Genomic DNA, 23,472 nt, shown 5'->3' on the forward strand with positions numbered 1-23,472 from the left:
AGCGTCGCGTCGGACCACCGGGCCAGACAAGCGACAATTCTGAACCACGCCTCTGCAATCCGTTCGCGTGAGGAAATCGGATAAATCAGAGCTCGGTTCGCGCCTGTTCCGTTGCTCGAAAGTCGTGTCCCCAGCACCACATCTTGGGATCTGGTTCAAACGCGGTGAATTCAATATGATGTGCGCACCGGCTGCTCGGAGGCGGGGGGCAAAAGATGGACATTATGTGGAGCGAGGCGCTTGCTCTCATGCGACGCGCTTTGACAATGCTCGACGAGAGCCAGGCACCCGCGCAGATCGGGGCTCACCTCGATCTCGCGATCGTTCGATTGGAAGAGCATCTTTCTGATGCGAGCGCGGCGGCCGAGGAGTTCGGCCGCAACATGCGCAGGTCGTTGCCCGACTAGATTGAAGCGGACGCGAGCGGCAGCATCTCGAAATAGCGCTCCATTCGCTCGATCCCCACTGCGCTGAGTTCAATCCAGGTACGGCGACCGTCCATCGGATCCTCGGTGCGTGTGGCCAGCCGCTCCTCTTCCAGCTTCGCGACCCAGCGAAGGGCCGTTGTTGGAGGTACATAGGCAGCAATGCACAGGCTCGAAACGGATACGCGTTTCTGCTCGAGATGAAGTGCATAAAGTTCGAGCAGCATGTCCCATGCAGGATCTGCAAACAGCTCCGGCGCGAACAAGGCGTCACGGCGGCGCCTTGCAGCCTGGATTGCCCTCACGAGCTGCGGGATCGCCTTTCCTTTCCCGCCGGCTCCGGCATTCGCCGACGCGCCGGTCGAGGCCGGAACAGAGCCGCCATCGGGATTGAGAGCGGTCGAACGTTCTGGGTGAGTAAGGTTGCCGTAAGCCATGCTTCCCATCGTTTCATCGTCCAAAGCACAATGTTCCCGAGCAGTGTCTTCTATTACCAATAATAGTTAATGCTTCGTTTTCCCTGTCAGAATTCTCATGGATTTTTCGTGACTTGCATCCTGGCACAATCGAAACCACTTTGGATTGAGTGTAGAGAATTCTGCAAGCGTAGCGGCGGCAAAATCGCTCCTGGCGGGGAGCTCACCTTGATACGGAATTCGAAAACGGAAGGCGACGCCTCGGGCCAGACCGAGCGCCGCAGGCAAGCGCGCTACACGCTGATCCTGAGGGTCGGCGTCCTTGAGCAATATGGCAAATCATCACTTTGCCTCGTCAAGAACATCTCGTCTGCGGGCGTACAGCTAAAATGATATTCGCAGCCGGTCGTCGAAGACCATGCCTCGATCCGCGTCGCCGACGAAACGCCGGTTCCCGGACGGATCTTGTGGCTTGAGGACGATGTCGCTGGCATGAACTTCAATACGGAGCTCAATGCCGAGGCGCTGCTACGCGTCCGCCAGAAGCTGAGGCCGCAGCGTCGCCGCTCGACACCGCGCGTCAATGTCCAGGCATCCGCGTGCCTCCGGTCCGGCGGCCGCATCTACCGAGCCGTCGTATGCGATATTTCAAGCATGGGGGTCCGGGTCCGGACCACCTCGCCGTTGGCACAGGGCGACCGCGCAATCGTCACGCTCGCCGACCTGCCATCGCTCGACGCCTATGTTCGCTGGAACAGCCGCGATGAGGCAGGACTGGTGTTCGAGACGCCAATCCCGATGCAGGTCATTGCCCATTGGATCGAAGGGCGGGTGCGGCTCGCTTCCTGAAACTACTTGAGACTTCGCGCGGCCCCAGGGACCTAGATGCAGGTTATCTTCGGCCCGCCACGAGGGCCGCCCTATTCTTAATTTCGTCTTGGCTTTGCGGGCATTTGGTGTGGGGCAGGAACGTCTTCTTTTCCCCCGTGCAAAGAAGGCCCGCCGTCTCGAGCGGCGAGCCTTCCCATAGTTTTCAACGTTCCCAAGTGGGGTTGAGAACGTGTGCGAACCCTCTAGCCTGTCAGGCGTTAGTCGGGCGTTGATCATCGCTCCGAAATGGGTTCAATTGTCGCTGGTTCGCGCCCATTGGGGTTTATTGCCCGCTCGGGTGCGATGGGGATGCGTATGGGCAAAGACGGGTCGGAAGCGCTGCATCGGGACGGTCCTGAAGCCCTTTCGCGAATGGAAGAAGCGCTGGAGCTGATCGACCGGTGCGAAGGGACGGCCGAAATCGGTGCGCATCTTGATCTTGCGATCTGCCGCCTTCGGGACCTCATTGCCAAGCACGCACGGAAATCGGCGCCGGCATCTCCACGCGAACCGCACCTGTGATCTGACGAGACCAGAAAGACGTGGCTCAGCCGCGGTCAGTATGTCGCCCGGTCGGATCGCCCCGGCGACTTCAGCACATATTGGGCGGGAAGATCGGAGGGCAGCTCAACGGTCCAGGAAGCCCCAGGATAGAGCCTCTTCCCCGGTAGCTGCGCGCACTGCGCACGGGCATTTGGACACTGGCGTCCCTCGATGACTTCCACGCTGACATTGCCGGAGTTGCTGAAGGTCAGCTCCCTGCCTTTTCTCAAAGCAGTGACGCGCGGCGCAGGTTGCGCGGGCCTCACCAGCACCAGGACATCATAGCCGATCACCACCTTGAGACCTGTGTCACTCGATTGGATCCCGCCGACGACCGGTTTGACGGTCACGCGGTAGACGTGCTCCTTGTCGGCGTCCGAGGAGAGCATCGCCATCCTCACGAGCTTGCGCTGGCCAGGCTCAAGGATCATTCGCGAAGGCGAAACGAGAAGGCCGAGCTTCTGCGGATCGGGATCCTTTCTCTCGCTCTGGGAAGGCCGGCCCGGGTTGAGGATCTCGCGAGGCTCGACAGCAACGTAGCTTCGTTCAGGAGAATTGTTCCAGATCTCCACGTCATCGCGAACCTGCTTTGCGGGCTGAAGCTCGACGATGAGCTCGCTCAATACGAGATCGGCGCTCGCAGGCGCCGCCCACGCGAAGGACGCAAGGGCAAAGGGAAGCATCACAAGGCGATGAAACTTGCTCACTGGCAGACAACCTTTCCGATCGAAGCAAAGTCGTTCCTGACCGTGACCTCGCCGATACTGGCCTTGCACGCGGGACCGTCAGCTCTCGCGATGCTGATCGCATCTCCGCGGCGTACGTCGACCTGGAAATAGCCGTTCCCGTCGGTCTGTGCGATGCCCTTGGGCGTCTGAACGAGCGCGTCGGAAATCGGCTCTCCATTGCTCGAAGTCGCCTGCCCGAAGACGGTGAAATAGGTTTCGGCGCGCCACGCGAGCGACTGAACATTACCCGGATAAAGGGTCACCTCGCGGGCGGCGCTGTCATAATCGACCGGTACGGCAGCGGTTGGAACGAGCCGGACCTTGTAGGTGCGATAACCCGGAACGAAGATCGAAAGGCGGTGCCCCGTGCTGACGATACCCTTGGCAACGTCATCGACAAGAACGTTGAACGAAGCACCAGACGCATCTCCTTTCACTGAGACGACGATTGCACTCTGCTCAAGATCGCGGCCGCTCCAGGCGGCCGCTTGTGCGCCAAGCCCGAATCCCGACTGGAAAGCCACGTCATATTGCGTACCCCCGCGGCCCTCGAGATCGTGAAGGACATCGGCGCGCAAATTCCCCAGATGGCTCTCGATGGTACCGCCGGCGTGGATCGTCGAGGACGCGATGTTCCTGTCGACCCCTGCTTCGCCGTTGATGAGCGTCCGATCTGCAGTTTCGTAGGAATATTGCGCCGCGAGACTTCCGACGGCGCGCGAGATCGAGCGCTCCCCTTTCTCATCCTGATAGGCGTGGCCAGCCGTTCCAAGCATCGACAGATGCCCGGAATTGAAAAGGACCCGAAGGCCTGCAAAAGCTGCCTTCTCGGTCCTCGTACGCTCCGCCGAGGCTTCGAACACGAGCTGCAACCGGTTTCGCGTGACCACCGGGAGATTGACGCTCGGGCCGATCGTGTAATCCGCAGGAAGGTGCCGGTCCTTTCGATAGGATCCGACGACCGAGAGAAAGCCCGTTCCGAGCCGCAGCCCGAGGCTCGCGGTCGCCTGGGTATAGGAGCCGGACGCAAGCTGCAGCCCGCTTGGAGGGCCAAGGTCGAAATTGTTCGTATAAAAAGGCAGCGGAACCAGAGGCTTGTTGTCATGGGACCAGATGCGCCTCAGATCAAAGCTCGCGCTGAAGAGGCCGTGCCCTGCCGTGCTGAGCTGTAGCAGTGCCCCCCAATCCCCCGTGCTTGAAGCGAGGCCCGCGGCGCGCAACCGCGCCGGCCCCTTGATGTACCAGGCGCCTGCTTGCGCAATGGCGTTGTGCTGCGTGCCAAGGACCGCGGCGTCGAACGCAAGACTGTTGGTCAGCCGCCAGGCGGTTCCGGCCTGATAGTAAAAGCTGTGGGTGAGGCTGACAGGCCGATGACGGCGCGTGTTCGCAAGAAGGCCGCCGTAGGCGTAGAATATCGGGTGCCTCGAAGGAGGCATCTTGGCGTTCTTGACGAAGAACCTGTGCTCCTCGCGGACCGACCCGTTGGCTTCCCGGATTCTGAGCAAGACTGAATAGGAGCCTTCCGACAAGGCGGACGTATCGAGTTCGATGTTCCCGGCATCGTAGGAGCGCGAGCTGACGAGCCGGCCATCGACCACGAGCTCGACACGCGCAGGCTGCGAAAGAAACAGGATGAGCGGGGTGCCGTGAAGTTCTTGCTGGTCCGCCCAAGTGTCGAATTGGGTTCCAACCCCTGCCCCCAGAATCCGGCGCTGACCAGTAAACTCGTCGCCGGGCGCCCAAAACAGCCCCGCCGAATAGCGCAGGTCCTTCCGATCCACTTCAGCAACCAGATCGTCGACCACTAGCCCGAGATCGGAGGCAACCGACGTGTTGGCCCGGACCCGGGCGTTGTGAAGCCCGATGATGGTGCGGTTCTGGATATTGTAGGTCGACGACCCCCCGAAAGTCCCTGACGCGTTCAGCCCCACGGTGTTGGTTACGGAGAGCGGCGCGCTCGGCACCGGCAAATAGCCCTGGGTCTTCGTCGGAACGGTGCGGAGGAACCTGGGGTTGATGAAGACGTCGACCCGGAAATGGTCTTCATCATAGATGATTGCAGCGATCTCGGGCTCGAGGGTTCCGCATTGGCCGGCATTGGACTGCGAGCAGATCGCCTGGCCGTTGACGGGAAGTTCGCCAGAGAGGGTGGACGTGAGCTGCGGCGCCTCGATCACGTCCGGAAGCGCTAAGAGGACGCCGGGAGATTTGAACCTCAAGTATCCCGGCCTCGTCACCGCAAGCGCTTCCCCGACCTTGCGCCCGCCGAAATAGACGTCGACGAAAACCTCGCGTGGAGTTGCCAGCTCGTCGAAGCCCTCGGGGATCCCGCTCGAGACAAAGCTAGCCGCGCCAGCCGATCCAGGCAAAATCATGGTTAACGCGAGAAGGCGTAGGGCATGGCTTACTATGCGTCGCATCGCTGGCCCGATCACTCAGGTCCGATGAGAACAGTGAGTGTTCCGCTATAGGCTCCGGCGCCCGCGCTCGAGAGCGCCGCCGCGCGGAGAATGACGACCAGGCTCGCGCTCGTCGCAGGCCCGGTGCCGCAGGTCTGCTGCGTCGCGGAGCTCACCTGGCCCGTAAGCGGAACGTTGGGGACAAGCCGGGTACCCGAGCTTTGCCCCGACGAGCTGCTCCACTGAACGTCATAGGCCATGCGGCCAGGGCCGGAGAGCTCGAAGGCTCCTCCGGTTCCTGTCCCTGTCGCGGTGACATTATAGCCGTTGGTGCTGGTGTCGGCGAAAAGGCAGACGCTCTCGCTGCGAACTGCATCCGCGCCAAGATTGGCGATCGTCCCAAAGGCGATGTCGACAAGTTTGCTGATCCTCACCTTATTGCTGGCCGCACTTGCCGGCTCTCCCGCGGTGATGAGCGGCAACAGAAGCAGCAAGGCGAAAGGCGCCCGCCGGCGGCGAGCGCAAGCGAGCGCCGCCGACCGGGCAGCCGCGCCCGGCAAAAAGCCTGGTCCGCTCTTTGTCTTCACAAGGGCGGTGGCAGAAGTTTGGGTCGCCACCACCAGCGCGCGATCACTCTGGTGCGACGACCAGGGTGAGCGTGCCGGTGTATGAGGCCGCAGCCTGCATGCTCTGAAGGCTTGTCGTCGGGATCTTGACGATCAGGCTTGCCGAGCTTCCCGGTCCTGAAGAACAGGTGGCATTAGTCGCCGTCGACGTCAGCCCCGCCAGCGCCGAGCCGGTCGTCAGCGCCGTTCCGGTGCTCTGCCCGGAGCTTCCGGCCCACTCGACGGCATAAGGCACGGTTGCCGCGCCGTTCGCGAGCGTGAAGGCGCTTCCCGTGCCGCTGCCCGTTGCAGTGACATTGTAGCCCTTGGTGCTGGTGTTGCTCCAGACGCAGACATTCTGTGCATTGGCAGCGGGCGTTGCCGGATCCTGGTTCGTGAAGGATACATCCGCAAGGCCGCTGATCTGTATGCGATTGGGAACGCTTGCGCCGATCGAGATCGATCCCGTCGACGTAGAGCCGAGCGATCCCTGCGTCGCTCCGAGAGCCGTACCTTGCGCAAGCGCTGCCATAATGATGCCGGCGACGAGCCGACGATACCGAGCATTGTCCATTTTCTGTCCCCACCACGACGGTCCATTAAAGACCGGTCCGTTTTGGAGGTAACTTGGACCCCGTAAAAAAGACGTTAAATCGCCGCTCGCCCAAGCGCGTGAGCAGGAACGGTTACGAAGGCCTAAGCCTTCCTCATGAAGCTAAGGCCCGAGCCTTGAGTCTCTAGTCGGGAACGACGAGCACCAGCGCACCTTCTCCGGGGGTCGCATCGAGAGCCGCTCCCTTTTCTCCACTCTCGGCCTTCGCCGGAGTGGTCGAAGATCCATCAAGGGGCGTACGGACGAGGGAGTATCTCAACGCCGGAGCGTTCGAGAGACTGGGCTCCCGCGCGCTGGCCGGGATCTGGAACCGGGGGACCACCGTCACGCTGATGTGGATGGACGCCCGGGACTGGGCGCCAAGATTGCCGCGGATCGATTGCGCGTAAGCGGGCGCGGGAGCAAATAGCGGCAGCATCGCGCATGCAATCGAAATGGTTCGCCAGAGTCTCATGTCTGCCGCCAGCAAAATGAAGCAGCGGACCTTTTCGTTCCGGCGATCAAACGGAAGGTTGCGGAAGGCACCGTTTCGGACACAGTTTCGCTCCGTCCCGGGAGACGAGGGCAGAGAGGCCCTGGACTCGGGTCAAAGCAGCTGCGTCTTTGCATCGAGCCTTCGCTAGGCTAGGGAGTTCACGAAAAATTAACGACGATAGCACGAGTTCGGACGATCATGAGCGACATTGAAAATTCAAAGCAGAAGCTGCTGACGAGCGCTCTTTTTCATCTCCATTCTGCGATCGAGCTCCTCGATCTTGCAGCTGCACCGGGGCAGATCGCAGCACATGTCGATCTCGCCGCAAACCAACTCGAAGATCTCCTGCCGGCAACAATGAGCGCGGCGTTCACGCGAATGAGTGAGAATGGAGAAGGCTCCGGAACAGTCTTGCCATTTTGACTTCGCCGGCATTCGACAATTCGATCCACATATCGCAGGGCTTCAGAGGATCGAGCCCGCACGAGACGAGATCCCGCTCCTCAAGGACCGCAGTCCAGCGGGCAAGCGTCGATGTGGGCGCAATGTCGCCAAGGTCTGCAAGGCGCAACTTCCGGTTGCCGAGCCTCGCTGCATAGAGCTGGAGGAGGATATCCCAGGCCAGATCGTCGAATAGCCCGGCTCCGAACTCGTCGGTCCGGGCCCGTCGAAGCCTTAAGATCGATGCAATTCGCTGCTCGTCGGTGACGACAGGCTCAAATTCCACGCCATATCCCTTGAATTCCCCTGAGATCAGCTGCGAAAAAACAGCTTCGCGAAGCGACTGGTCTTTGAGGACTGACGTGCGATTCTCGACGGATCAGCTCGGCACGCTGACCCATCGATGGTAAGCAGATTTAGGGTACGGGTGCAAGCAAGGGCGCGGCATGCCCGCGGCTTTCCGAGGCAAACCAGCAATTTACTCCATTTTGGACGCGGAAATGGGCTGACATCGGTCCATTACTAAGGTTAATTAGCAGGAGCTCGGATCGATACAGCTGAACCATTGGATGGGTCGAGGTTCTCAATGACTGCTCACAACAAAGAATTGAATCCGGAACGCCTGCTCCAGCTGAGCGATGAGGTGGGTCGCATCGCGAGCACGCTTGCGCGCCTTTCGGCAGACCAGGGGCGGTCGACCTTCACGTCCGGTTCGGCATCGGGTCCCGACTTGTCGGTCGATAGCGTTCGGGCGGTGATCCATGCCCGGCGGCTTCGCGCCAGCTACTTCGCGGCCGACCTTTTTGCTGATCCCGCCTGGGACATGATGCTCGAGCTTCTGAAGGCCGAGTTGTCACAGCACCGCGTGACCGTCTCGAACCTATGCGCCGCCGCAGCCGTCCCGGCGACGACGGCCTTGAGATGGCTGAACGCGATCGTCGACAAAGGACTTTTTGTGCGCCGCGATGATCCGCATGACGGTCGCCGCGCCTATGTCGAGCTTGCGCCCGACACGAGCCGGGCACTGCGCCACTATTTTGCCCAGCTTCCGAGCGTCACTACCATCTGATCGTCCCCTGGACGGGGACGTGGAAAGTTGAATGAGCCTCGCTGACCCCTCTCCCCTTCACAGCAGCTGGCCGCTGTGGGAGCAGCCGCGTCATTTCGACCTGGGGCTCATCCTCAATTGCGCTGTTGCCGATGCAATCGAGCCCGAAGGTGTCGGCGCTCTTGGCCTGCAGCACGCCGGACTCTGGGAGTGCGACCTTACAAAGGAGACGCTTACCTGGTCTGGCGGAGTGTACGATATTTTCGGATTACCGCGGGGCACAGTCGTCAGCCGGTCTGACGCCCTCTCGCTCTACTCCGAAGATTCGAGGGCGAAAATGGAGCGTCTGCGCAGCCACGCCATTCGCCACAAGCGTGGTTTCACGCTCGACATCGATATCCGCGCGGCCGCAGTCGGCGAAGCTCGCCGGGTTCGCCTGATTGGCGCTCCCGTATGCCAGGCCGGCAAGGTCATCTGCCTGCACGGCCTGAAATTCGTGATCTGAGAAGGCTGGCGTCCGGAACGGATCCTGCCCAAGCCTCAGACTTCGCGGCACTTGGCCGGCAAGACTCCAAGCCTCGTCAGCTGATTCACCGTCCGGGTGAGTGCATCGAGCTGTGCGCCGATGATGCCTCGAAGGTCTTCGTAAGGGATGACGCCCGGCACAGTCCGGATACCTTCTTTGTCACGCACGAGCCACCCGGCCTTCTGAAGCTTGTTCACTTTGCGCCGAACGGTCTCACGGTTGATCCCGGTCGCAGCGGCAATGGAACTGAAGTTTGCTTTTCCGACCCTCTCCGGCGGGAGAAGCCGCTCGAGCGATTGAAGCTCGGGTTCCAGTTCGGCTCGAAGTATCCTTTCCCCGACAATCACGATGATCGCCATCAGGATCATGAGGGATTCGTAATCGAGTACGGAACCGGCCGCAGCCATTTGGACCGAACGCCAGTTCTCCATGAAACGCAGATTGAGGTTCAGTAGCGCAATGTGAACAAGACGGCTCTTGGCTCCAACTTCTTCGTCATCGACTGAAAGGACCACGCAATTCGAGGTGCTGGAAACAGTTTTTACTCCTGAAGCTGGTCTCTTTTTAAAAGCAAAGTGCACAGTCTGTGCCCCGAGCAAACTGCATTGTCGCCGAAAACCGATCAAGAAGAATGCTAGGTCTGCCAAGACCGCACCCGTTTCTTTCGAGGGAAAGCCGGTGACGCGCAAATTGATTTCTAACCGGTATCCGAATTCTCCAGCGACGCCCAAATGTTTCCTTCCTCAATTCAATGGGCTGGGGAAAAAAGTTGAGATCAATCCTCAAGAGACGGGCAAGACGGAATCGCGCCCCTCATGCGCCCAGCTGAAACAATTGCTGGTCGCGAGGCGCGCACGAGCGAGTTTCTTTGGCGCGCATTTGTTCGCTGATCCCGCATGGGACATCCTGCTCCAGGCCTACGTGGCACTCCTCGAGAAGGAACCGCTGCTCGTGAGCACGATCTGCCGTGAAAGCGTCGTCCCCGCCACCACCGCGCTTCGGTGGATAAGCGTTCTAGAGCAGGAGGGCCTGCTCGTCCGCCGCCATGATCCGGAGGGCGAGCGCCGCTGGTGGCTGGAAATGTCGGAGTCCGGCCGGAACGTCATGGAGCGCTATCTGGCCTCGGTATGGCCATCGGTGCTTCCGCTCTGAAGCGCTGCCGGACGCGTCTTAAATGGCGGGTCCACACCAGCCAGGCATGAAATGGGCGTCGTGACCGCGGGCTAGCGCGACGGCCTCTTCCAGCGTTCGCTTCCAGTGATTTCGGATATCGCGGGCGCGAAAAGTGCTGCGGAAATAGTCGGCCCAGATGAACTCCATGAAGGGCGTGACCTCCTTGGCATAGCCGCCGGCATTCCTGACGGCGCCCGCCAGCGATCTGAAGGGATCATCCTTCAGATGGGCAATCCTTTTGGGAATGGCCGAGTAGGGCTGCCGTCTCCCGTGTTCGTCGAACGGATGAAGCCAGCCCTTGTTGTCGAGAAAGCGCCAGAAATGCTCCTGGGAGAGGCTGTGAAGATTGGCGACAGGCTGGATGAGCACCTTTTTCTGCCCCTCATCGTGCAACGCTCGCGCAAGATGGTGATGATCGATGACGTAGGGATGGCCCTTGGGTCCGATGACGACGGGCATCATGTGCTGCCCTAGATATTCGGCTTTCTTCCCGCCGAGCTCGTCCCATCGCCTCCGCCGCTCGGTCACTTCGATCAACCCCACGGTGATCTGGGTTGGCCGGAGCTGATGGATGGGAACGGGAGAAAGCAGCGGGTCTCGATTGTCGGCCAATTTTCCTACTCCATCAAAGGCGCACGAGCAGCCATGCTGACGGCATCGTCCACGCTGAAGGTCCCCGCCTGTGCAAGATCTGCAAGGCCGCCCCGATCAAGGACGGTCCTCGCCCGGTCGTGTACGCGCGCAAGGATCAGCGATCTCCCTTGGGCTGCCATTGCCTGCCTGAACTCGAGGAGCGCCTCCAGCGTGCTGCTATCGAGATCGTCTGTTTCTTCGAGGCTGAGGATGATGGTCTTCGCCCGCTCTTTCCGGGCTCGTCGCCCGATGTCGAACAGGATCGTCTCGGCATTCCCGAAGAATAGAGGCGCATTTGGACGAATGACGAGCATCCCGGCGACGGGCGCTGCTTCCGGGTGCGTCGAGCAATCGACGAAATCATGGGCGCCCGTCCGTCCAAGCTCGCTGAGACTGGGGTAGGCAAGCCGCCGGAGGAGCCCGAGGACGGAAAGGGCGACGGCAATGAGCAGTCCATTGACGATACCCAGCAGCAGGACGCCAACTGCGGCCGCAATCGCCACCCATTGGTCCCGGTCCAGGCGGAAAAGCGAATAGATCGGCTTCGGCGACAATGCATGTGCGAGGGCCGAAATGACAATGGCTGCAAGAACAGGCTCCGGAATAAGAGCCATCCAGCCAGCTGCGCCGAAAGCGGCGACGCCCGCAATGATCGCGGCAAGCACCGCCCCTGCCCTGCTCGCGGTGCCAGCCTGCTCGCTCGCGTTGCCGATCGAAAAACCTGCGCCCACCGGCAGTCCGCGAAAGAGCGCGGAGGCGAGATTTGACAAACCCAGAGCCGTAATTTCGCGCTCGGCCGAAACAGCTTCTCCGCGCGGGGCGGCAAGTGAGCGGATCGTTGCCCAGCTCTCCGCGAGGATAACGAGCGCGACAGGCAAGGCGAGCTGTGACAGTCTGGCCCAGTCCCTGGCGGGCAACGCTGGGAGATGCGGAGCGGCGAAGTTGAGATCGAGGGGACCGGCGGTTCTAATTCCGAAGTGTCCCGCTGGGCCAAAGTGCATCGCGAGAACCGCGGAAACGGTGAGGACAAGGCCGCCTGCGGAAAATTTGAAACGTCTGCACAGCCAGGCAAAGAGGAGCGCAAGGCAGCCAAGCATGGCGCTCGGCCCATGGATACTGCGCGCATTTGCAATCATCGAGCCAAGGATCTGCAATGGGGGTCCCTGGCTGATCCCCAGTCCGAACAAATTCGGCAATTGCCGGATGGTGATGGTGATCGCGAGACCCAGTCCAAATCCGTGGAGGACGGCGCGCGAGACAAAGCTCGTGAGAGAAGCCAGTCGAAAAGCTGCGCCCAGAAGAAAGAAGATGCCGATAAGAAACGTCAACGCGAGAGCACACTCGCTCCGGGGGACATCCGCAATACCGGCGTTGGATATCGCTGCGGCCAGCAGAGCTGCCGCCCCACTGGTCGCGGTAACAACCGCAAGCCGGCTTCGACCATTGATTGCGTAGGCAATGGGTCCGGTGATCGCAGCCATGAGACCGAACGAGGCCGGCAATCCCGCGATCGCCGAATAGGCGATCGCCTCCGGGACCATGAGGCCCGCGAGCGAAACACTTCCGACAAGGTCGCCGACGATCGGGCTTCGCGGGCTTGGGGGTGCCATGGCGATAAAACCCACGGATCGAGGACCAGTTGTCAATAGCTGTTGAACGCAGTGCTTGGCCCCAGCGCCGGGCAAGAGCGCGGTCCCGATGGGCTGAGCCGACCGTGGAACTGGCCTGTCCGAGGCACCCTTGAGCGCTGCTGCGAGTTAGAAGGGGCAGGTGGGATCAGAAGGAGAGCTTCCAATGCCTTATGCCCGGGCTCGCGACGGCTGCATGCTCTATTACAAGGATTGGGGACGAGGTGATCCCGTCGTGTTGCTTCACGGTTGGCCGTTGAGTGCCGACACGTGGGACGACGCGGCATTGAGACTGGTCGAAGCGGGGCATCGCTGTATCTTTCCCGACCGGCGCGGCTTTGGCCGTTCGGACCAGCCGTGGAACGGCCATGACTACGACACCTATAGCGACGATGTGGCGGCGGTTCTCGAGGACGCCGGCATTACCGAGCCCGTCTCGCTTGTCGGATTCTCAATGGGCGGCGGCGAAGTCGCGCGGTTCCTCACCAAGCAGGGAAGAAAGCGAGTGAAAAAAGCCGTGCTGATAAGTTCTGTCGTTCCTGCCATGCTCCAGGCAGGCGACAATCCTAACGGCGTACCGCAATCGAGCTTCGACGAGATCGCCGCGGGCATAAAGAAGGACCGCGCGCATTTCTTCAAAGCATTCTTCAAAGACTTCTTCGGAACGGGGTTCATCAGCCAGCCTGTCAGCGGCGAAGTGGAGACGAACGCCTGGCGCCAATCGATGATGGCAGGATTGAGACCCACGCTCGCGGCGGCGAGTGCCTTCGCCAGCACCGACTTCCGGCCCGACATCCAGAGCTTCGATGGCGTGCCGACCCTCATCATCCACGGGACGTCCGACAAGACGGTGCCGATCGATGCCACTGGGCGAGTGATGGCAAAGAGAGTGCCCGGCTCGAAGCTGATCGAATATGACGGGAGCGCGCACGGCCTGTTCGAGACGGACAAGGAGCGGCTTTGCGACGACCTCGTCGCGTTCCTTGGCTCTAGTGGCGGAGCATCGGATCGATCCGCCATACCATTGGCCGAGACGACCGGCTGATCCGGCACGCAAGAGCGGGCCGCTGCCTCGAAGCGGCCCGCTTTTCGTGCAAGGCGCAAAGTCCCGAGCGAATTTATGGACTGGATGCTCGCCCGTATTCTGTTGCGACGCTTTGAAGCAATCCGCTGAGCTCCTTTGCGGAATACCAGCGTCCCGCGGCCATGACCCCAATGGGTCTGCGCAAGGTTGCAAGATTGGCGAGGGGGTTTTCTTGACTAAGGACGAGATCGGCACGAGCGCCGACCGTGACAGTCCCGAATGGAACCTGCTCGCCCAGCGATTGCCGAATGAACTCGCCCGGAGTTCGGGTGGCAGTCGCCAGGGCCTGATAAAGTGTCAGGCCAGCCTCTGTCAGCGCCTTCAAATCATCATGAAGCGAAAAGCCTGCAACGAGCCCGGGAATTGAAGGAGCATCGGTACCCGCGATCAGCGGGACTCCGGCATCGCTCATCGCCTTGATGAACCGCTGCAGGAACGCGGCCCGCGCATCGAGGGATCCGCGGCGCTTCTTATAATCCTCTCGTGCCCAAAGGATGCGATCGCTGGGACCAAGATATCGTACGTCGGGCGAATGGAGATAGGCGGCGGCAACCGCAGGTTTTCCCCACTGCCGGGCAATCGTCGCATAGGTGTTGAGGTCCGCCGTGACGAACGCCTTGTCGCGCAAAACGAAATTGATCGCGCCGGGGATTTTCGATGGATCCGGTGCGCCCGCCTCGGGGATGTCACCAGGACCGTAGAACACGGTATAGAGAAACTCCTCGGTGTGGGCGACCATCACCTGGCCGGCGTCGAGCTGCTTTCTTAATCCGACCGCGGTAACGCCATGTCCCACGATCGGTACATGCAATGCCTTTCCCTCCTCGATCAGTGCCTCGAAGCATTCCGGGGAAAGATCGTTGTAGACCTTGATGAAGTCGTATCCGTTGGTCTTGGCGATACGAACGATTGCCCGGGCTTCGTCGGGCGTCGTCACGAAAAAGTTGTTGTACTGGGGCGAACCGTCGACCCTGAAAGCGGCGTAGACATGGGGGCCCGGGAGCGCTCCCCTGTTCGCGCCCGGACGAATGCTGTCCATGAACCCCGCTGAGGCGCCTCCCATGTTGAGGATCGTCGTCACCCCGTTCGCGAGATAGACCTTCAAGTCCTCGCGGGTATCAGAATGACTGTGCATGTCGGCAAGGCCGGGCAACAGGAACCTGCCATTTCCCTCGATCACCTCGGCTCCTTCGGGGATCGCGATCCCGCGGCCGATGAAAGCGATCCTGCCTTTTTCGACCAGCACAGTCTGGTCCCTCAAGACCTGGTCTTGGGTCATCGGCACGACGTTGACGTGGATGAATGCTGCTATCTGGATAGGAGCGCCGGTCGCCTGCGCACCTGCGGCGAAGGCGGTCGCGGCAAGAGCGAATTTTAGCAGTGCCTTGAAGGTAGGCATGAGCGCGTCGCTACTCCTCTTTTTGGCCTCCCTTGTTGGTCGAACGGCAGGCTGTCTGCAATGGCAGCAGAAGCTGCGTCAGTGCTGCGGGGTGTTCTCATCCTCGGGATAGCGGGCGTTCACAAAGCCCCACACGAGGGTCAGCGCGATGCCCGAAAAGACGGGCATCCGATAAGGGGATTGGAAGCCGATCAGCATGAGGGTGAGGAAGCCGAAAAAGCCCAACAGGTAAGAGCCCCGCGGCGTCCCTTCGCCGGCGAGCTCGTATCCAATCACCTGCTTGATGCCCGCCGGGCTCTTGAACTCCCGGCGCCGCCCCCGTCCAGCCAGCAGCAGGAGAGCGAGGCCAACGACGATGATCGCAAGGGCGTCCGAGAGCCAGACAGGTGCGCCAGTCCAGGCTGCGAGAAGCGCGGCGCAAAAGGTAAGTGCCACGATCGAAGGCACCCGTTTTGAGAGCTCGTCGAAGATTCCAGCTGATCGCACAAAACATCTATCGCCAGCGAAGGCGATCTTCGCAATGGGGTGCAACTCCCGCTTTACGCGACCTCGCCTAGAGGCGTTTTTCGTATGCCTTTCGCTGGGTTGCGAGCAACCTTTCCGTTGCCTCGCGCAAGCCAAGCATCGTCCGGAGACTGGCTTGTGTCAGCTCCAATTGCTTTTGGGTCTGTTCGAGCGGGCAATCTTCCTTTGAAAGGGCGGCCTTCAGCTCCGCGATCCTGTTCTCGGTCTGAACGATCCTGGACTTCACGTCTTCCAGTTGCGCTTCTGTTTTGGCCATCCCCTCCCCCAGGCCCGCGCGCCATTGTTCGGCCTTTGCCAGCGACGCCCTTGCCTGCTCGCGGGTCGCGGCCACGCGCTTTCGCGTCGCCGCAGCTGACTCGCGTCGTGGTAGCTGAAGCTGCACTCCGTGAGCCGCGGCGGCGGACCGGAGCTTTGCATAGAGCAGGTCCGGATCCTCAACGCTGTCCGAAAGATCGATTTCAATGTCCTCGGATCGCTTAGAATTGCGGGCGCGAACGAGAATTGTCTCCACGCCGATGACCTTGAGGCTGCGCTTCCGGCGAGTGAGCCCTTGAATGGAGCCCCATGGGATCTCGGTCCCCGTGATCCAGAGGCCTGTTGCGCTGATCGAGACTTGCGGTTTGTCGGGATAGCGCCCGCGAAGGTGCAGTCTGACAAACCTCTCCAAGCGCTGGCATCCCAGGAGATAGATCCCGAACGCCGCCGTAGAGAACAGCTTTGCGCCGTTCGCAGAGATATGCAGCCGTGATCTGTTGAGTGTCGCTTCGGCGACAAGCACGAGCATGACGAGAAAAAGCCCGATCCAGACCAAGGCGCGGATCCAGGAAGGCGCTCCAAGTTCCCATCCGACGATCGTTTCCGATGCGTGCTCGGGGGCCGAGGTCGCGAAACTCGGCCGCTTCACCTTGACCGCTCCCGCGAGCAGTGCCCAGGCAGCAGAACCGAAGATGCACACGCTCATGAAGGTGCCGGCACTCGGGTTCCGGATCGTGTCCAGAATGCAAAAGCAGGTTCCCATTGCAGCGCACGCGCCGAGACCCTTGCCGAGGGCCGAATACGTCTCCCGATTGGCGAGCGTTGCCATACGCGAACTCCGCTTCGAACTTTCCGAAAGCGCATTAGAACCGGAAGCGATAAGCTTTCCGTTAAGCCCGAGACGCGGAAACTAGTTTTCGGTGATGTTCCCCTTGGCTCCTGGAAGGTCATGACAAGCATCGCGACAAGATTGTGTGGAAGCCGGCGCGAAGACAATCAGCGTGGCAGCGGACCGCCGGACGGCCATTTTTCAATGGGTGGAAGACGAAGTGCACGAAGGCTAGCACTGCGCGGCTAGAAGGGATGACACCATGGACCATTCTCCCAATCCGTACATGGAATTGAGGAAGAAGTTTCTCCGCCCGCTCGAAAGACGGGAGAATCGCTTCAATGACTGGCTCGCGATTTCCATCACCAATGTCGTGGGGACGATGTGGTGTGCCTACGCCTTCGCAGCGCTCGCGCTTGTAAGCCTCCCGGCGGCGATCAGGGGCGGCACCGCGACGCTTATCGCCTGGATCGCCCAGACCTTCCTCCAGCTCGTCCTCCTCTCGATCATCATGGTCGGACAGAAGATCGCGGCCGAAAAATCGGATCGTCAGCTCGAGCAGACCTATCGCGATTCAGAGGAACTGCTGCGGATCAACGACGAAATGAAGCGCTTGCTGCTGCAGAACACGGACCTAACCAAGGAAATCCACGAGGTTGTACGCAGCTCAGGAAAGGCACGGTGACCGGGTGATGCGGTTCAGCGCCGGCGCAATGCGACCTTCCAAGGTCGCCCACGCGTTCCTCCCCGCCGGACACATTCGCGCTTCGCGCGTTGTCCGTGGCAACATGCGGACACTCCAAGGACTAAAATCGTACACGCCCGAACAGAAGCCCGAGACCGTCGACACGGCGCGCCCGGGAGGCCGCCGCCTCCTGCAAAACGAAGTTATCCTGCCATTGACCGCAGGCCGCCAATTCTTCGCTCGCAGAGGGGAGTTCTGACATGTCCCGAGCGCCGTCTGCCGTATGGGAGCTTGGGGCCGAGCTCGGCGAGGGACCTGTGTGGACCGGGAGGGACGAAGCGCTCTGGTTCGTCGACATCAAGAAGCAGCAGATCCATCGATACGAACCTCGAACCGCCAGCAAGCAAAGCTGGAATGCACCCGAGCAGGTAGGCTTCATCCTTCCCGCCGAAGGCGGAGGGTTCGTTGCGGGGCTCCAGTCGGGTCTCTATCGGTTCGACGAGACAAGCGGCGATTTCGAGCTCCTAGTCCAAGTAGAGCCGCAGCTTCCCACCAACCGCCTGAACGACGGCGTGACCGATCCTTCGGGCCGTCTTTGGTTCGGCACGATGGACAATGGGGAAAAGGCAAGAAGCGGCGCTTTCTACACCTATTTCGAGGGGAGGCTGACAGCGACGCAGCTCGAAGGGATCGCGATCACGAACGGTCCCGCGGTCTCGCCCGACGGCAAGCTTCTCTATTACGTGGATACGCTCAAGGGCACGATCGCTGTCGCCGACATCGCGAATGATGGCGATCTTCGAGATCCGCGACCGTTCGTCCGAATCGATCCCAAGGAGGGCCATCCTGATGGTCCCACCATCGACGCCGAGGGGCATTTGTGGATTTCGCTCTATGCTGGCTGGGAGGCCCGGCGCTACTCCCCCGCCGGCGACCTCGTCGACAAGGTCCGCTTCCCGGTGTCGAACATTACGAAGATCGCCTTTGGCGGCAATGACCTGAGGACGGCCTATGCTACGACGGCGCGTCAGCTCCTTTCTTCCAACGCGATCGCGAGGCAACCCCTCATCGGAGACCTGTTCGAGTTTCGCGTCGACGTGCCAGGGATCCCTTGTCCTCTCGCTCGTCTCTGATCCTTCAATCCGCTCGAAGGTCATCGGGGAGAAGCACGCTGCAACTTCCATTCGCCTGAGTTCGACTTCGAAAGAATAGAGCGTAAACTGTGCTTGCGCGCCGGCATGAACCTTCCCGGCGCCCGGAGACACCCATGAGCGTGGGGATAGTCCGCAAGTGAGCTGGTCGGCGAGTCTCAAGCGCCCGTGGACCGGGGCAGCTCGAACGGGCGCCCCGGACGAAAGGCAGTTATTGGCCCATGTCGGCGCCAAGAATCTCGAGGCGTTCGAGGCGCTGTACCGCATGTATCAGCCCCGACTGGGCCGGTTTCTCGCCAATATCCTGCAACGGCCGCAACTCGTGGAAGAGGTTCTTGACGATACGATGATGGTGGTCTGGCAAACTGCGGATCGTTTCCGGGGCTCGAGCAAGCCCTCGACCTGGATCTTCGCGATCGCCTATCGCAAGGCGCTCAAAGCAAAGTCGCGCTGGCCTGATCCGCTGCCCGACGAGAGCCTCGAGCACGAGGCGAGCGACGAGCCCGAACCCGATGCGCACTTGCAGCACCAGCGCCTTGCGCAGGCGCTTCGCGACGCGATGGCGACCCTCTCACCAGAGCATCGCGCAGTCGTCGACCTCACCTACTTCCACGGCATGGGCTACCGGCAGATTGCAGAGATCGTCGAGTGTCCTGTCGACACCGTGAAGACCCGCATGTTCCACGCCCGGCGCCGCCTGAAGCGGGCGCTCCCGGGCAAAATGTCGGATTGGCTCTAGGGAGAAGCTCATGTCCGATCCCGTTTCACACGCGCAGCCGCACGATGAAGCCGAGATGCTTCTGCCATGGTATGCGACAGGGCAGCTTGAACCTTCTGATCGGCTTCTCGTCGAACAGCATTTGTCGTCATGCGCAGATTGCCGCGAACAGCTCCTCCTCGAGCGGCGCCTGGTTCATGAATTCCGAGGTTATACACCGGAGGTCGATGCCGGTTGGGCCCGGCTCCGTAGGCGAATGGAGCCGGGCCGCACGCAGAGGGATTCTGGGGCAAGAGCGGGCAGACGCCGCTGGAGCATCGTCAGGCACCCCGTAGTGGCCGGCCTTGCCGCGGCTCAGCTGGGAGTACTGGTCATTGGAGGAACGCTCCTTTTCTCCATGAGCAGGCCCAACTATCAGGCGCTCGGCTCCGCCCCTGCGCCCGCCAACGCAGACCTCATCATCATCTTCCGGCCACAGGCTACTGAAGAGAAGCTGAGGTCGACTCTTCGCTCGGCCAATGCTTCGATCGTCGAGGGCCCGACAGACGCAAACGCCTATCTGCTGCACGTTCCTTCCGAACAGCGCCTGCAGTCGCTCGACCGTCTCCAGAAGGACCGTGATGTTCAGATGGCGCAGCCCATCGACGGAACTCTCCCGTGAGACGCGCCCGGCAGCCGTTGCCATTTCTTGCGGTTATCACCGCGATGCTCGTCTCGCTCGCCTGGAGCCCCGCCCGCGCGGAAACGCCTCCTCCCGACCGCGAGATTCTGGTGATGCTCCGCCAGGCCGCCGCGCATTATCGGCTGACCGGCGATTATGGGGGAGCCTATGGGGATCAGGTAGGAGAAAGCGCCCGCCGCCGCGTCGCGAAACGTATTGCTCATCAATACGGCCTTGCTCTTACCGACAACTGGCCGATGCCGATGATCGGCGTCGACTGCTTTGTGATGATCGTCCCCAATGGCCGATCGACGAGTGCCGCCGCAGACCAGGTCTCGCACGACCCCGACGTCGATTGGGCCCAGCCGATCGCTCTCTATGGCGCGCGCGGCGCGGCCGCGCCGCACAATGACCCCCTGTTCGCCGCTGAGCCTGCGGCCAACCTGTGGCACCTTGCGGACCTCCATCGGATTGCGACAGGGCGAGGAGTGCGAATTGCCGTCGTCGACAGCGGCATTGAGACCACTCACCCAGACCTTAGCGGTCAACTGCTCGTCAATCGCAACTTCGTCAGCGGACAGCCGCTTGCAGCGGAGCAGCACGGCACGGGTGTCGCCGGTATCATCGCTGCAAAAGCCGACAATGGCATCGGCATCGCCGGCGTTGCACCTGGTGCACGTCTCATGGGGCTGCGCGCCTGCTGGCAGGTGAAAGGATCTCCGAGCGCAGCCACAGTCTGCGACACGCTCAGCCTTGCAAAGGCTATCTATTTTGCCGTCGAGAACCGTGCAGAGGTGATCAACCTCAGCCTCAGCGGTCCGGATGACCGCCTCCTTCGTGAACTCCTGAAGCTCGCGCTCGGCAAGGGAAGCACCGTGGTTACGGCCTTCGACGGCAAGCAGGTGAGCGGCGGCTTCCCCGCTTCAATGCCCGGCATTCTGGCGGTCGCTGACGCCGCCTTGGCACCGCCGCACGCTCGCGCGTACATTGCGCCCGGACGCGATGTCCCGACCACAGAGCCGGGAGGACGATGGTTTCTCGTCAATGGCAATTCGTACGCCGCTGCGCACGTCAGCGGTCTCGTCGCACTGATGCGCGAGCGGCGCCACTCGGCTTCGCTTGTGCTTGTCTCCGACCGGAGCGGCGGAGGGAAGATCGATGCGTGCGCCAGCCTGCTTCGGGTAGCGGGCGCCTGTGACTGCTGCACGCCTGCGCGGCTTGCTGGAGGGCCGACGGGCCACCAGGGCGATTAGTCCGCTTGCAGCCTGTGCGCTTTCCCTGGCATGCCTTGGCGGCTCGCCAGCGAAAGCGCAGGTCAATGCAGCCGTCTCGCTGTTCAATGATTTGCGGTTCCGCGGCTATTCGCTGAGCGATGGCCGGCCGGCCGGTATTCTGGACTTGTCATATGACGCGCCGAACGGGCTTTATGGAGCGGTTTCGGGCAGCGTTGTCGCGAGCCGCAGCGAAGGATTGAAGCCCCTCGGTTTTATCCTGAACGGTGGCTATGCGACGCGTGTTTCGCCGCGAATGTCGGTGGATCTCGGCGTCACCCATTCCTCTTATTCGAAATATTCGGATCGCGCGGCCTCCCTCTCCTACAGCGAAGTCTATGCGGGAGTTTCCGGCAAGCTCGTCAGTGCAAGGATCAACCTCTCGCCCGATTATGTGAAGGGCGGCTCGGCTTATGGCGAGCTGAATGGCAACTGGCCGCTTGGCAAGAACATGAGCTTTAGCGCCCACGCTGGGCTCCTCGTGCCCTTTCGAACTGTCCATCCCGGCTACCGCTATTCCGAGGACCTTGACTGGAAGCTCGAAATCGCTCGCGTCGCGGGCCCCGTTTCGATCGAAGCCGCCTGGAGCGCAGTGCGCCCAGGCCAGGGAGCCTATCGCGATCGCCGTCACAAGCGCAACGCCCTGATCGTCGGTCTGACTTACAGCCTTTGACACGGGCAATGAACCGGAGAGCGCCAGAAGCCCACTAACCAGGTGCTCGCCGAGTGCGCGAGGGCCGGCGCCCCCCCGCCAATGGCCGCGCACTCGGCGAGCTTCTATCCATCGGCAGCAAGCAGCCCAAGGGGCGGTCCGCGGCCCGTTCGTGAGCGGCGGCCGCTCGTCGGCGCTTCGGGCCCGTTCGTCGAAGGAACGGCCGCTATTGTCGAAAGTTAACCTAGCGGCCCGCCGATGTTCATATTGCCGGCGTCAGAGGCGGTTCTGTGTTCACGAAAAACAACCGGCGCCGATACAATTCGTGCGCCGACATATATATATTTTGTAGGACAATAGTTGACAGATTCCTCGCGGATTGAGACATGCCTCACTCCGCGATGTACGATAGTTAACGTTCAACTCTCGATTGGCGCATGGTCGCCAGTTTAAAGGCGGCCAGTTTTGCAATCCGGACGGACAATCGAAATTGGGCGCGCCTGTGACTGATCGTTCGTTTTCTCGCCGAGCAGCGACACTCGTTGCGGCCTGTCTCCTCCTCACGGCCTGCGGCAACAGCACCGATCCCGCCGGCGGGCGGGGAGGCCGGGCGGGTCGCGGCGGCGGCGGGACTCCAAGTGTCGGCTATGTCGTCGTCCAGCTGGGCAGCGCGCCGATTGAGCAGGAACTGCCCGGCCGGGTGGCGGCATACCAGGTGTCCGACGTCCGGCCGCAGGTCTCGGGCGTGATCCTCAGGCGGATGTTTCGCGAGGGATCGGTCGTGCACCAGGGGCAGACGCTCTATCAGATCGATCCGAGCATCTACGCAGCGCAGCAGGCCCAGGCATCGGCCAACCTTCAGAGCGCCCGTGCCAGTGCGGTCGCCGCTCGGACGCGGGCGCAACGTTACGCGCCGCTTGCCAAGATGGAGGCAATTTCCAAGCAGGATTATACGGACGCCCTCGCCCAGGCGCGGCAGGCGGACGCCGCAGTGGCGCAGAACAGCGCGAGCCTCCGGCAGGCGCAGGTCAACATGCGCTTCACAAGGGTGCCTGCGCCGATCACCGGCCGAATAAGTCTCTCCAGTGTCACCGAAGGCGCGCTCGTCACGGCCAATCAGACCGACGCTCTTGCAACGATCACTCGCCTTGATCCGGTCTTCGTCGACATCCAGCAGTCCGCCGCGGACCTTTTGAACTTGCGGGCGGCACTTTCTAAGGGCGGTGCGGTTTCGACCGAAGCGCAGGTGCGCCTCAAGCTGCCGGATGGCTCGATGTACGGTTACACGGGCACGGTCGAATTCAGCGAAGTCATCGTCAACCAGGGTACCGGAACAGTGACGATCCGGGCCCGGTTTCCAAATCCGCAGTCGATCCTCCTGCCCGGCATGTTCGTAACGGCCCAGTTCGCACAGGCCGTGCAGACCTCCGCCATTCTCGTTCCTCAGCAGGCAATTTCCCGGGATCCACAAGGAAACGCGACCCTGTTCGTGGTCGGACCTGGGAACCGTGCGGTCCAGCGGACCGTCCAGGCGGTTCGCACGCAAGGGACCGAGTGGGTCGTGACCGGCGGCCTTGCCCCCGGCGAAAAGGTCATCACCCAGGGAACGGCGAACCTCAAGGACGGAGATCCGATCAAGCCGGTGCCGCAGAACGCACCGCAGAAGGTGAAGGCGCCGCCGCCGGGCGCAATGAAGAACCAGCGCCAGAGCCGCTAGCG

The 23,472-nt window shown here is 61.5% G+C and carries 30 protein-coding genes; 17 read left to right on the top strand and 13 right to left on the bottom strand.

Going from position 1 to position 23,472, the window contains the following annotated elements; genetic code table 11:
* The first annotated feature begins 215 nt into the window (after positions 1–215).
* The gene (locus V8192_RS08940) at positions 216–407 is read left to right on the top strand and encodes a hypothetical protein (protein ID WP_341632727.1); all 192 of its coding nucleotides are present in this window, start codon (positions 216–218) and stop codon (positions 405–407) included.
* Here the strand turns inward: V8192_RS08940 and V8192_RS08945 are convergent.
* Positions 404–862 carry a MarR family winged helix-turn-helix transcriptional regulator gene (locus V8192_RS08945; protein ID WP_341632728.1) on the bottom strand — a complete coding sequence of 153 codons (459 nt, stop codon included), beginning with the start codon at positions 860–862 and terminating at the stop codon, positions 404–406. The genes V8192_RS08940 and V8192_RS08945 overlap by 4 nt on opposite strands.
* A 207-nt stretch (positions 863–1,069) precedes the next feature.
* On the opposite strand from V8192_RS08945, the gene V8192_RS08950 reads away from it, so the two are divergent.
* From V8192_RS08950 to V8192_RS08960, 3 genes are all read left to right on the top strand, one after another.
* A complete protein-coding gene (locus V8192_RS08950) occupies positions 1,070–1,234 on the top strand; it encodes a hypothetical protein (protein WP_341632729.1) in 165 nt (54 codons plus the stop codon).
* A 99-nt stretch (positions 1,235–1,333) separates the two neighbouring features.
* A complete protein-coding gene (locus V8192_RS08955) occupies positions 1,334–1,690 on the top strand; it encodes a PilZ domain-containing protein (protein WP_341632730.1) in 357 nt (118 codons plus the stop codon).
* Positions 1,691–2,020: 330 nt separating this feature from the next.
* Positions 2,021–2,233 carry a hypothetical protein gene (locus tag V8192_RS08960; protein ID WP_341632731.1) on the top strand — a complete coding sequence of 71 codons (213 nt, stop codon included), beginning with the start codon at positions 2,021–2,023 and terminating at the stop codon, positions 2,231–2,233.
* A gap of 35 nt (positions 2,234–2,268) precedes the next feature.
* Here the strand turns inward: V8192_RS08960 and V8192_RS08965 are convergent, their stop codons facing one another.
* The 5 genes from V8192_RS08965 to V8192_RS08985 all read right to left on the bottom strand — a co-directional run bounded on the left by V8192_RS08965 (position 2,269) and on the right by V8192_RS08985 (position 7,053).
* The gene (locus V8192_RS08965; RefSeq protein ID WP_341632732.1) at positions 2,269–2,961 is read right to left on the bottom strand and encodes a fimbrial biogenesis chaperone; all 693 of its coding nucleotides are present in this window, start codon (positions 2,959–2,961) and stop codon (positions 2,269–2,271) included.
* Complete coding sequence (locus tag V8192_RS08970; RefSeq protein WP_341632733.1) at positions 2,958–5,357, bottom strand: TcfC E-set like domain-containing protein; 2,400 nt, start codon at positions 5,355–5,357, stop codon at positions 2,958–2,960. The genes V8192_RS08965 and V8192_RS08970 overlap by 4 nt, the downstream gene beginning before the upstream one ends.
* A 56-nt stretch (positions 5,358–5,413) precedes the next feature.
* Positions 5,414–5,875: a hypothetical protein gene (locus V8192_RS08975; protein WP_341632734.1), complete on the bottom strand. Its 462-nt coding sequence runs from the start codon at positions 5,873–5,875 to the stop codon at positions 5,414–5,416.
* A gap of 136 nt (positions 5,876–6,011) precedes the next feature.
* Positions 6,012–6,560 (bottom strand): hypothetical protein, encoded by a 549-nt coding sequence (locus V8192_RS08980; protein ID WP_341632735.1) that lies wholly within the window; start codon positions 6,558–6,560, stop codon positions 6,012–6,014.
* 163 nt (positions 6,561–6,723) lie between these two features.
* Positions 6,724–7,053, bottom strand: a complete 330-nt coding sequence (locus V8192_RS08985; RefSeq protein ID WP_341632736.1) for a hypothetical protein — start codon at positions 7,051–7,053, stop codon at positions 6,724–6,726.
* 219 nt (positions 7,054–7,272) lie between these two features.
* On the opposite strand from V8192_RS08985, the gene V8192_RS08990 reads away from it, so the two are divergent.
* Positions 7,273–7,497, top strand: a complete 225-nt coding sequence (locus tag V8192_RS08990) for a hypothetical protein (protein WP_341632737.1) — start codon at positions 7,273–7,275, stop codon at positions 7,495–7,497.
* Here V8192_RS08990 and V8192_RS08995 read toward each other — a convergent pair.
* Positions 7,445–7,801: a hypothetical protein gene (locus tag V8192_RS08995; protein ID WP_341632738.1), complete on the bottom strand. Its 357-nt coding sequence runs from the start codon at positions 7,799–7,801 to the stop codon at positions 7,445–7,447. The genes V8192_RS08990 and V8192_RS08995 overlap by 53 nt on opposite strands.
* Positions 7,802–8,101: 300 nt before the next feature.
* On the opposite strand from V8192_RS08995, the gene V8192_RS09000 reads away from it, so the two are divergent.
* Positions 8,102–8,584 (top strand): hypothetical protein, encoded by a 483-nt coding sequence (locus V8192_RS09000; protein ID WP_341632739.1) that lies wholly within the window; start codon positions 8,102–8,104, stop codon positions 8,582–8,584.
* A gap of 31 nt (positions 8,585–8,615) precedes the next feature.
* Positions 8,616–9,068: a PAS domain-containing protein gene (locus V8192_RS09005; protein ID WP_341632740.1), complete on the top strand. Its 453-nt coding sequence runs from the start codon at positions 8,616–8,618 to the stop codon at positions 9,066–9,068.
* Positions 9,069–9,103: 35 nt separating this feature from the next.
* On the opposite strand, the gene V8192_RS09010 is transcribed toward V8192_RS09005, so the two are convergent.
* Positions 9,104–9,604 (bottom strand): hypothetical protein, encoded by a 501-nt coding sequence (locus V8192_RS09010; protein WP_341632741.1) that lies wholly within the window; start codon positions 9,602–9,604, stop codon positions 9,104–9,106.
* Between the two features lie 10 nt (positions 9,605–9,614).
* Here V8192_RS09010 and V8192_RS09015 point away from each other — a divergent pair, with 10 nt between their 5' ends.
* On the top strand, positions 9,615–10,241 hold the full coding sequence (locus V8192_RS09015; RefSeq protein WP_341632742.1) for a MarR family winged helix-turn-helix transcriptional regulator: 627 nt from the start codon (positions 9,615–9,617) through the stop codon (positions 10,239–10,241).
* Positions 10,242–10,259: 18 nt separating this feature from the next.
* Here the strand turns inward: V8192_RS09015 and V8192_RS09020 are convergent, their stop codons facing one another.
* Positions 10,260–10,874, bottom strand: a complete 615-nt coding sequence (locus tag V8192_RS09020; protein WP_341632743.1) for a ParB-like protein — start codon at positions 10,872–10,874, stop codon at positions 10,260–10,262.
* A 5-nt stretch (positions 10,875–10,879) separates the two neighbouring features.
* The gene (locus tag V8192_RS09025) at positions 10,880–12,505 is read right to left on the bottom strand and encodes a SulP family inorganic anion transporter (protein WP_341632744.1); all 1,626 of its coding nucleotides are present in this window, start codon (positions 12,503–12,505) and stop codon (positions 10,880–10,882) included.
* A 184-nt stretch (positions 12,506–12,689) separates the two neighbouring features.
* Between V8192_RS09025 and V8192_RS09030 the strand changes: the two genes are divergently transcribed.
* Positions 12,690–13,568, top strand: a complete 879-nt coding sequence (locus V8192_RS09030; protein WP_341632745.1) for an alpha/beta fold hydrolase — start codon at positions 12,690–12,692, stop codon at positions 13,566–13,568.
* Positions 13,569–13,641: 73 nt separating this feature from the next.
* Here the strand turns inward: V8192_RS09030 and V8192_RS09035 are convergent, their stop codons facing one another.
* The 3 genes from V8192_RS09035 to V8192_RS09045 all read right to left on the bottom strand — a co-directional run bounded on the left by V8192_RS09035 (position 13,642) and on the right by V8192_RS09045 (position 16,615).
* Positions 13,642–15,006, bottom strand: a complete 1,365-nt coding sequence (locus V8192_RS09035) for an amidohydrolase family protein (RefSeq protein WP_341632746.1) — start codon at positions 15,004–15,006, stop codon at positions 13,642–13,644.
* Positions 15,007–15,084: 78 nt separating this feature from the next.
* On the bottom strand, positions 15,085–15,492 hold the full coding sequence (locus tag V8192_RS09040) for a hypothetical protein (RefSeq protein ID WP_341632747.1): 408 nt from the start codon (positions 15,490–15,492) through the stop codon (positions 15,085–15,087).
* A 67-nt stretch (positions 15,493–15,559) separates the two neighbouring features.
* On the bottom strand, positions 15,560–16,615 hold the full coding sequence (locus V8192_RS09045; RefSeq protein ID WP_341632748.1) for a hypothetical protein: 1,056 nt from the start codon (positions 16,613–16,615) through the stop codon (positions 15,560–15,562).
* 262 nt (positions 16,616–16,877) lie between these two features.
* Here V8192_RS09045 and V8192_RS09050 point away from each other — a divergent pair, with 262 nt between their 5' ends.
* From V8192_RS09050 to V8192_RS09085, 8 genes are all read left to right on the top strand, one after another.
* A complete protein-coding gene (locus V8192_RS09050) occupies positions 16,878–17,300 on the top strand; it encodes a hypothetical protein (RefSeq protein ID WP_341632749.1) in 423 nt (140 codons plus the stop codon).
* 260 nt (positions 17,301–17,560) lie between these two features.
* Positions 17,561–18,433 (top strand): SMP-30/gluconolactonase/LRE family protein, encoded by an 873-nt coding sequence (locus V8192_RS09055; RefSeq protein ID WP_341632750.1) that lies wholly within the window; start codon positions 17,561–17,563, stop codon positions 18,431–18,433.
* Between the two features lie 157 nt (positions 18,434–18,590).
* Positions 18,591–19,190, top strand: coding sequence for an RNA polymerase sigma factor (locus V8192_RS09060; RefSeq protein WP_341632751.1), 600 nt, complete (start codon positions 18,591–18,593; stop codon positions 19,188–19,190).
* Positions 19,191–19,200: 10 nt separating this feature from the next.
* Positions 19,201–19,830 carry an anti-sigma factor family protein gene (locus V8192_RS09065; RefSeq protein WP_341632752.1) on the top strand — a complete coding sequence of 210 codons (630 nt, stop codon included), beginning with the start codon at positions 19,201–19,203 and terminating at the stop codon, positions 19,828–19,830.
* Positions 19,827–21,083 (top strand): S8 family peptidase, encoded by a 1,257-nt coding sequence (locus V8192_RS09070; RefSeq protein WP_341632753.1) that lies wholly within the window; start codon positions 19,827–19,829, stop codon positions 21,081–21,083. The genes V8192_RS09065 and V8192_RS09070 overlap by 4 nt, the downstream gene beginning before the upstream one ends.
* Positions 21,025–21,774 carry a TorF family putative porin gene (locus V8192_RS09075; RefSeq protein WP_341632754.1) on the top strand — a complete coding sequence of 250 codons (750 nt, stop codon included), beginning with the start codon at positions 21,025–21,027 and terminating at the stop codon, positions 21,772–21,774. Before V8192_RS09070 ends, V8192_RS09075 begins: the two co-directional genes overlap by 59 nt.
* Before the next feature lie 81 nt (positions 21,775–21,855).
* Positions 21,856–21,996: a hypothetical protein gene (locus V8192_RS09080; RefSeq protein WP_341632755.1), complete on the top strand. Its 141-nt coding sequence runs from the start codon at positions 21,856–21,858 to the stop codon at positions 21,994–21,996.
* A gap of 259 nt (positions 21,997–22,255) precedes the next feature.
* A complete protein-coding gene (locus V8192_RS09085; RefSeq protein WP_341632756.1) occupies positions 22,256–23,470 on the top strand; it encodes an efflux RND transporter periplasmic adaptor subunit in 1,215 nt (404 codons plus the stop codon).
* Positions 23,471–23,472 lie beyond the last annotated feature (2 nt).

Source organism: Sphingomonas agri (assembly GCF_038148795.1).
GTDB lineage: Bacteria > Pseudomonadota > Alphaproteobacteria > Sphingomonadales > Sphingomonadaceae > Sphingomicrobium > Sphingomicrobium agri.

Excerpts from the sequence above, each read along its gene's own strand:
- V8192_RS09055 (WP_341632750.1), top strand. The coding sequence starts at position 17,561 with ATGTCCCGAGCGCCGTCTGCCGTATGGGAGCTTGGGGCCGAGCTCGGC.
- V8192_RS09080 (WP_341632755.1), top strand. The coding sequence starts at position 21,856 with ATGGCCGCGCACTCGGCGAGCTTCTATCCATCGGCAGCAAGCAGCCCA.
- V8192_RS09065 (WP_341632752.1), top strand. The coding sequence starts at position 19,201 with ATGTCCGATCCCGTTTCACACGCGCAGCCGCACGATGAAGCCGAGATG.
- V8192_RS09035 (WP_341632746.1), bottom strand. The coding sequence starts at position 15,006 with ATGCCTACCTTCAAGGCACTGCTAAAATTCGCTCTTGCCGCGACCGCC.
- V8192_RS09045 (WP_341632748.1), bottom strand. The coding sequence starts at position 16,615 with ATGGCAACGCTCGCCAATCGGGAGACGTATTCGGCCCTCGGCAAGGGT.
- V8192_RS08985 (WP_341632736.1), bottom strand. The coding sequence starts at position 7,053 with ATGAGACTCTGGCGAACCATTTCGATTGCATGCGCGATGCTGCCGCTA.
- V8192_RS09000 (WP_341632739.1), top strand. The coding sequence starts at position 8,102 with ATGACTGCTCACAACAAAGAATTGAATCCGGAACGCCTGCTCCAGCTG.
- V8192_RS09005 (WP_341632740.1), top strand. The coding sequence starts at position 8,616 with ATGAGCCTCGCTGACCCCTCTCCCCTTCACAGCAGCTGGCCGCTGTGG.
- V8192_RS09050 (WP_341632749.1), top strand. The coding sequence starts at position 16,878 with ATGGACCATTCTCCCAATCCGTACATGGAATTGAGGAAGAAGTTTCTC.
- V8192_RS09025 (WP_341632744.1), bottom strand. The coding sequence starts at position 12,505 with ATGGCACCCCCAAGCCCGCGAAGCCCGATCGTCGGCGACCTTGTCGGA.
- V8192_RS08990 (WP_341632737.1), top strand. The coding sequence starts at position 7,273 with ATGAGCGACATTGAAAATTCAAAGCAGAAGCTGCTGACGAGCGCTCTT.
- V8192_RS08970 (WP_341632733.1), bottom strand. The coding sequence starts at position 5,357 with ATGATTTTGCCTGGATCGGCTGGCGCGGCTAGCTTTGTCTCGAGCGGG.
- V8192_RS08960 (WP_341632731.1), top strand. The coding sequence starts at position 2,021 with ATGCGTATGGGCAAAGACGGGTCGGAAGCGCTGCATCGGGACGGTCCT.
- V8192_RS09030 (WP_341632745.1), top strand. The coding sequence starts at position 12,690 with ATGCCTTATGCCCGGGCTCGCGACGGCTGCATGCTCTATTACAAGGAT.
- V8192_RS08955 (WP_341632730.1), top strand. The coding sequence starts at position 1,334 with ATGAACTTCAATACGGAGCTCAATGCCGAGGCGCTGCTACGCGTCCGC.
- V8192_RS08945 (WP_341632728.1), bottom strand. The coding sequence starts at position 862 with ATGGCTTACGGCAACCTTACTCACCCAGAACGTTCGACCGCTCTCAAT.
- V8192_RS08980 (WP_341632735.1), bottom strand. The coding sequence starts at position 6,560 with ATGGACAATGCTCGGTATCGTCGGCTCGTCGCCGGCATCATTATGGCA.
- V8192_RS08940 (WP_341632727.1), top strand. The coding sequence starts at position 216 with ATGGACATTATGTGGAGCGAGGCGCTTGCTCTCATGCGACGCGCTTTG.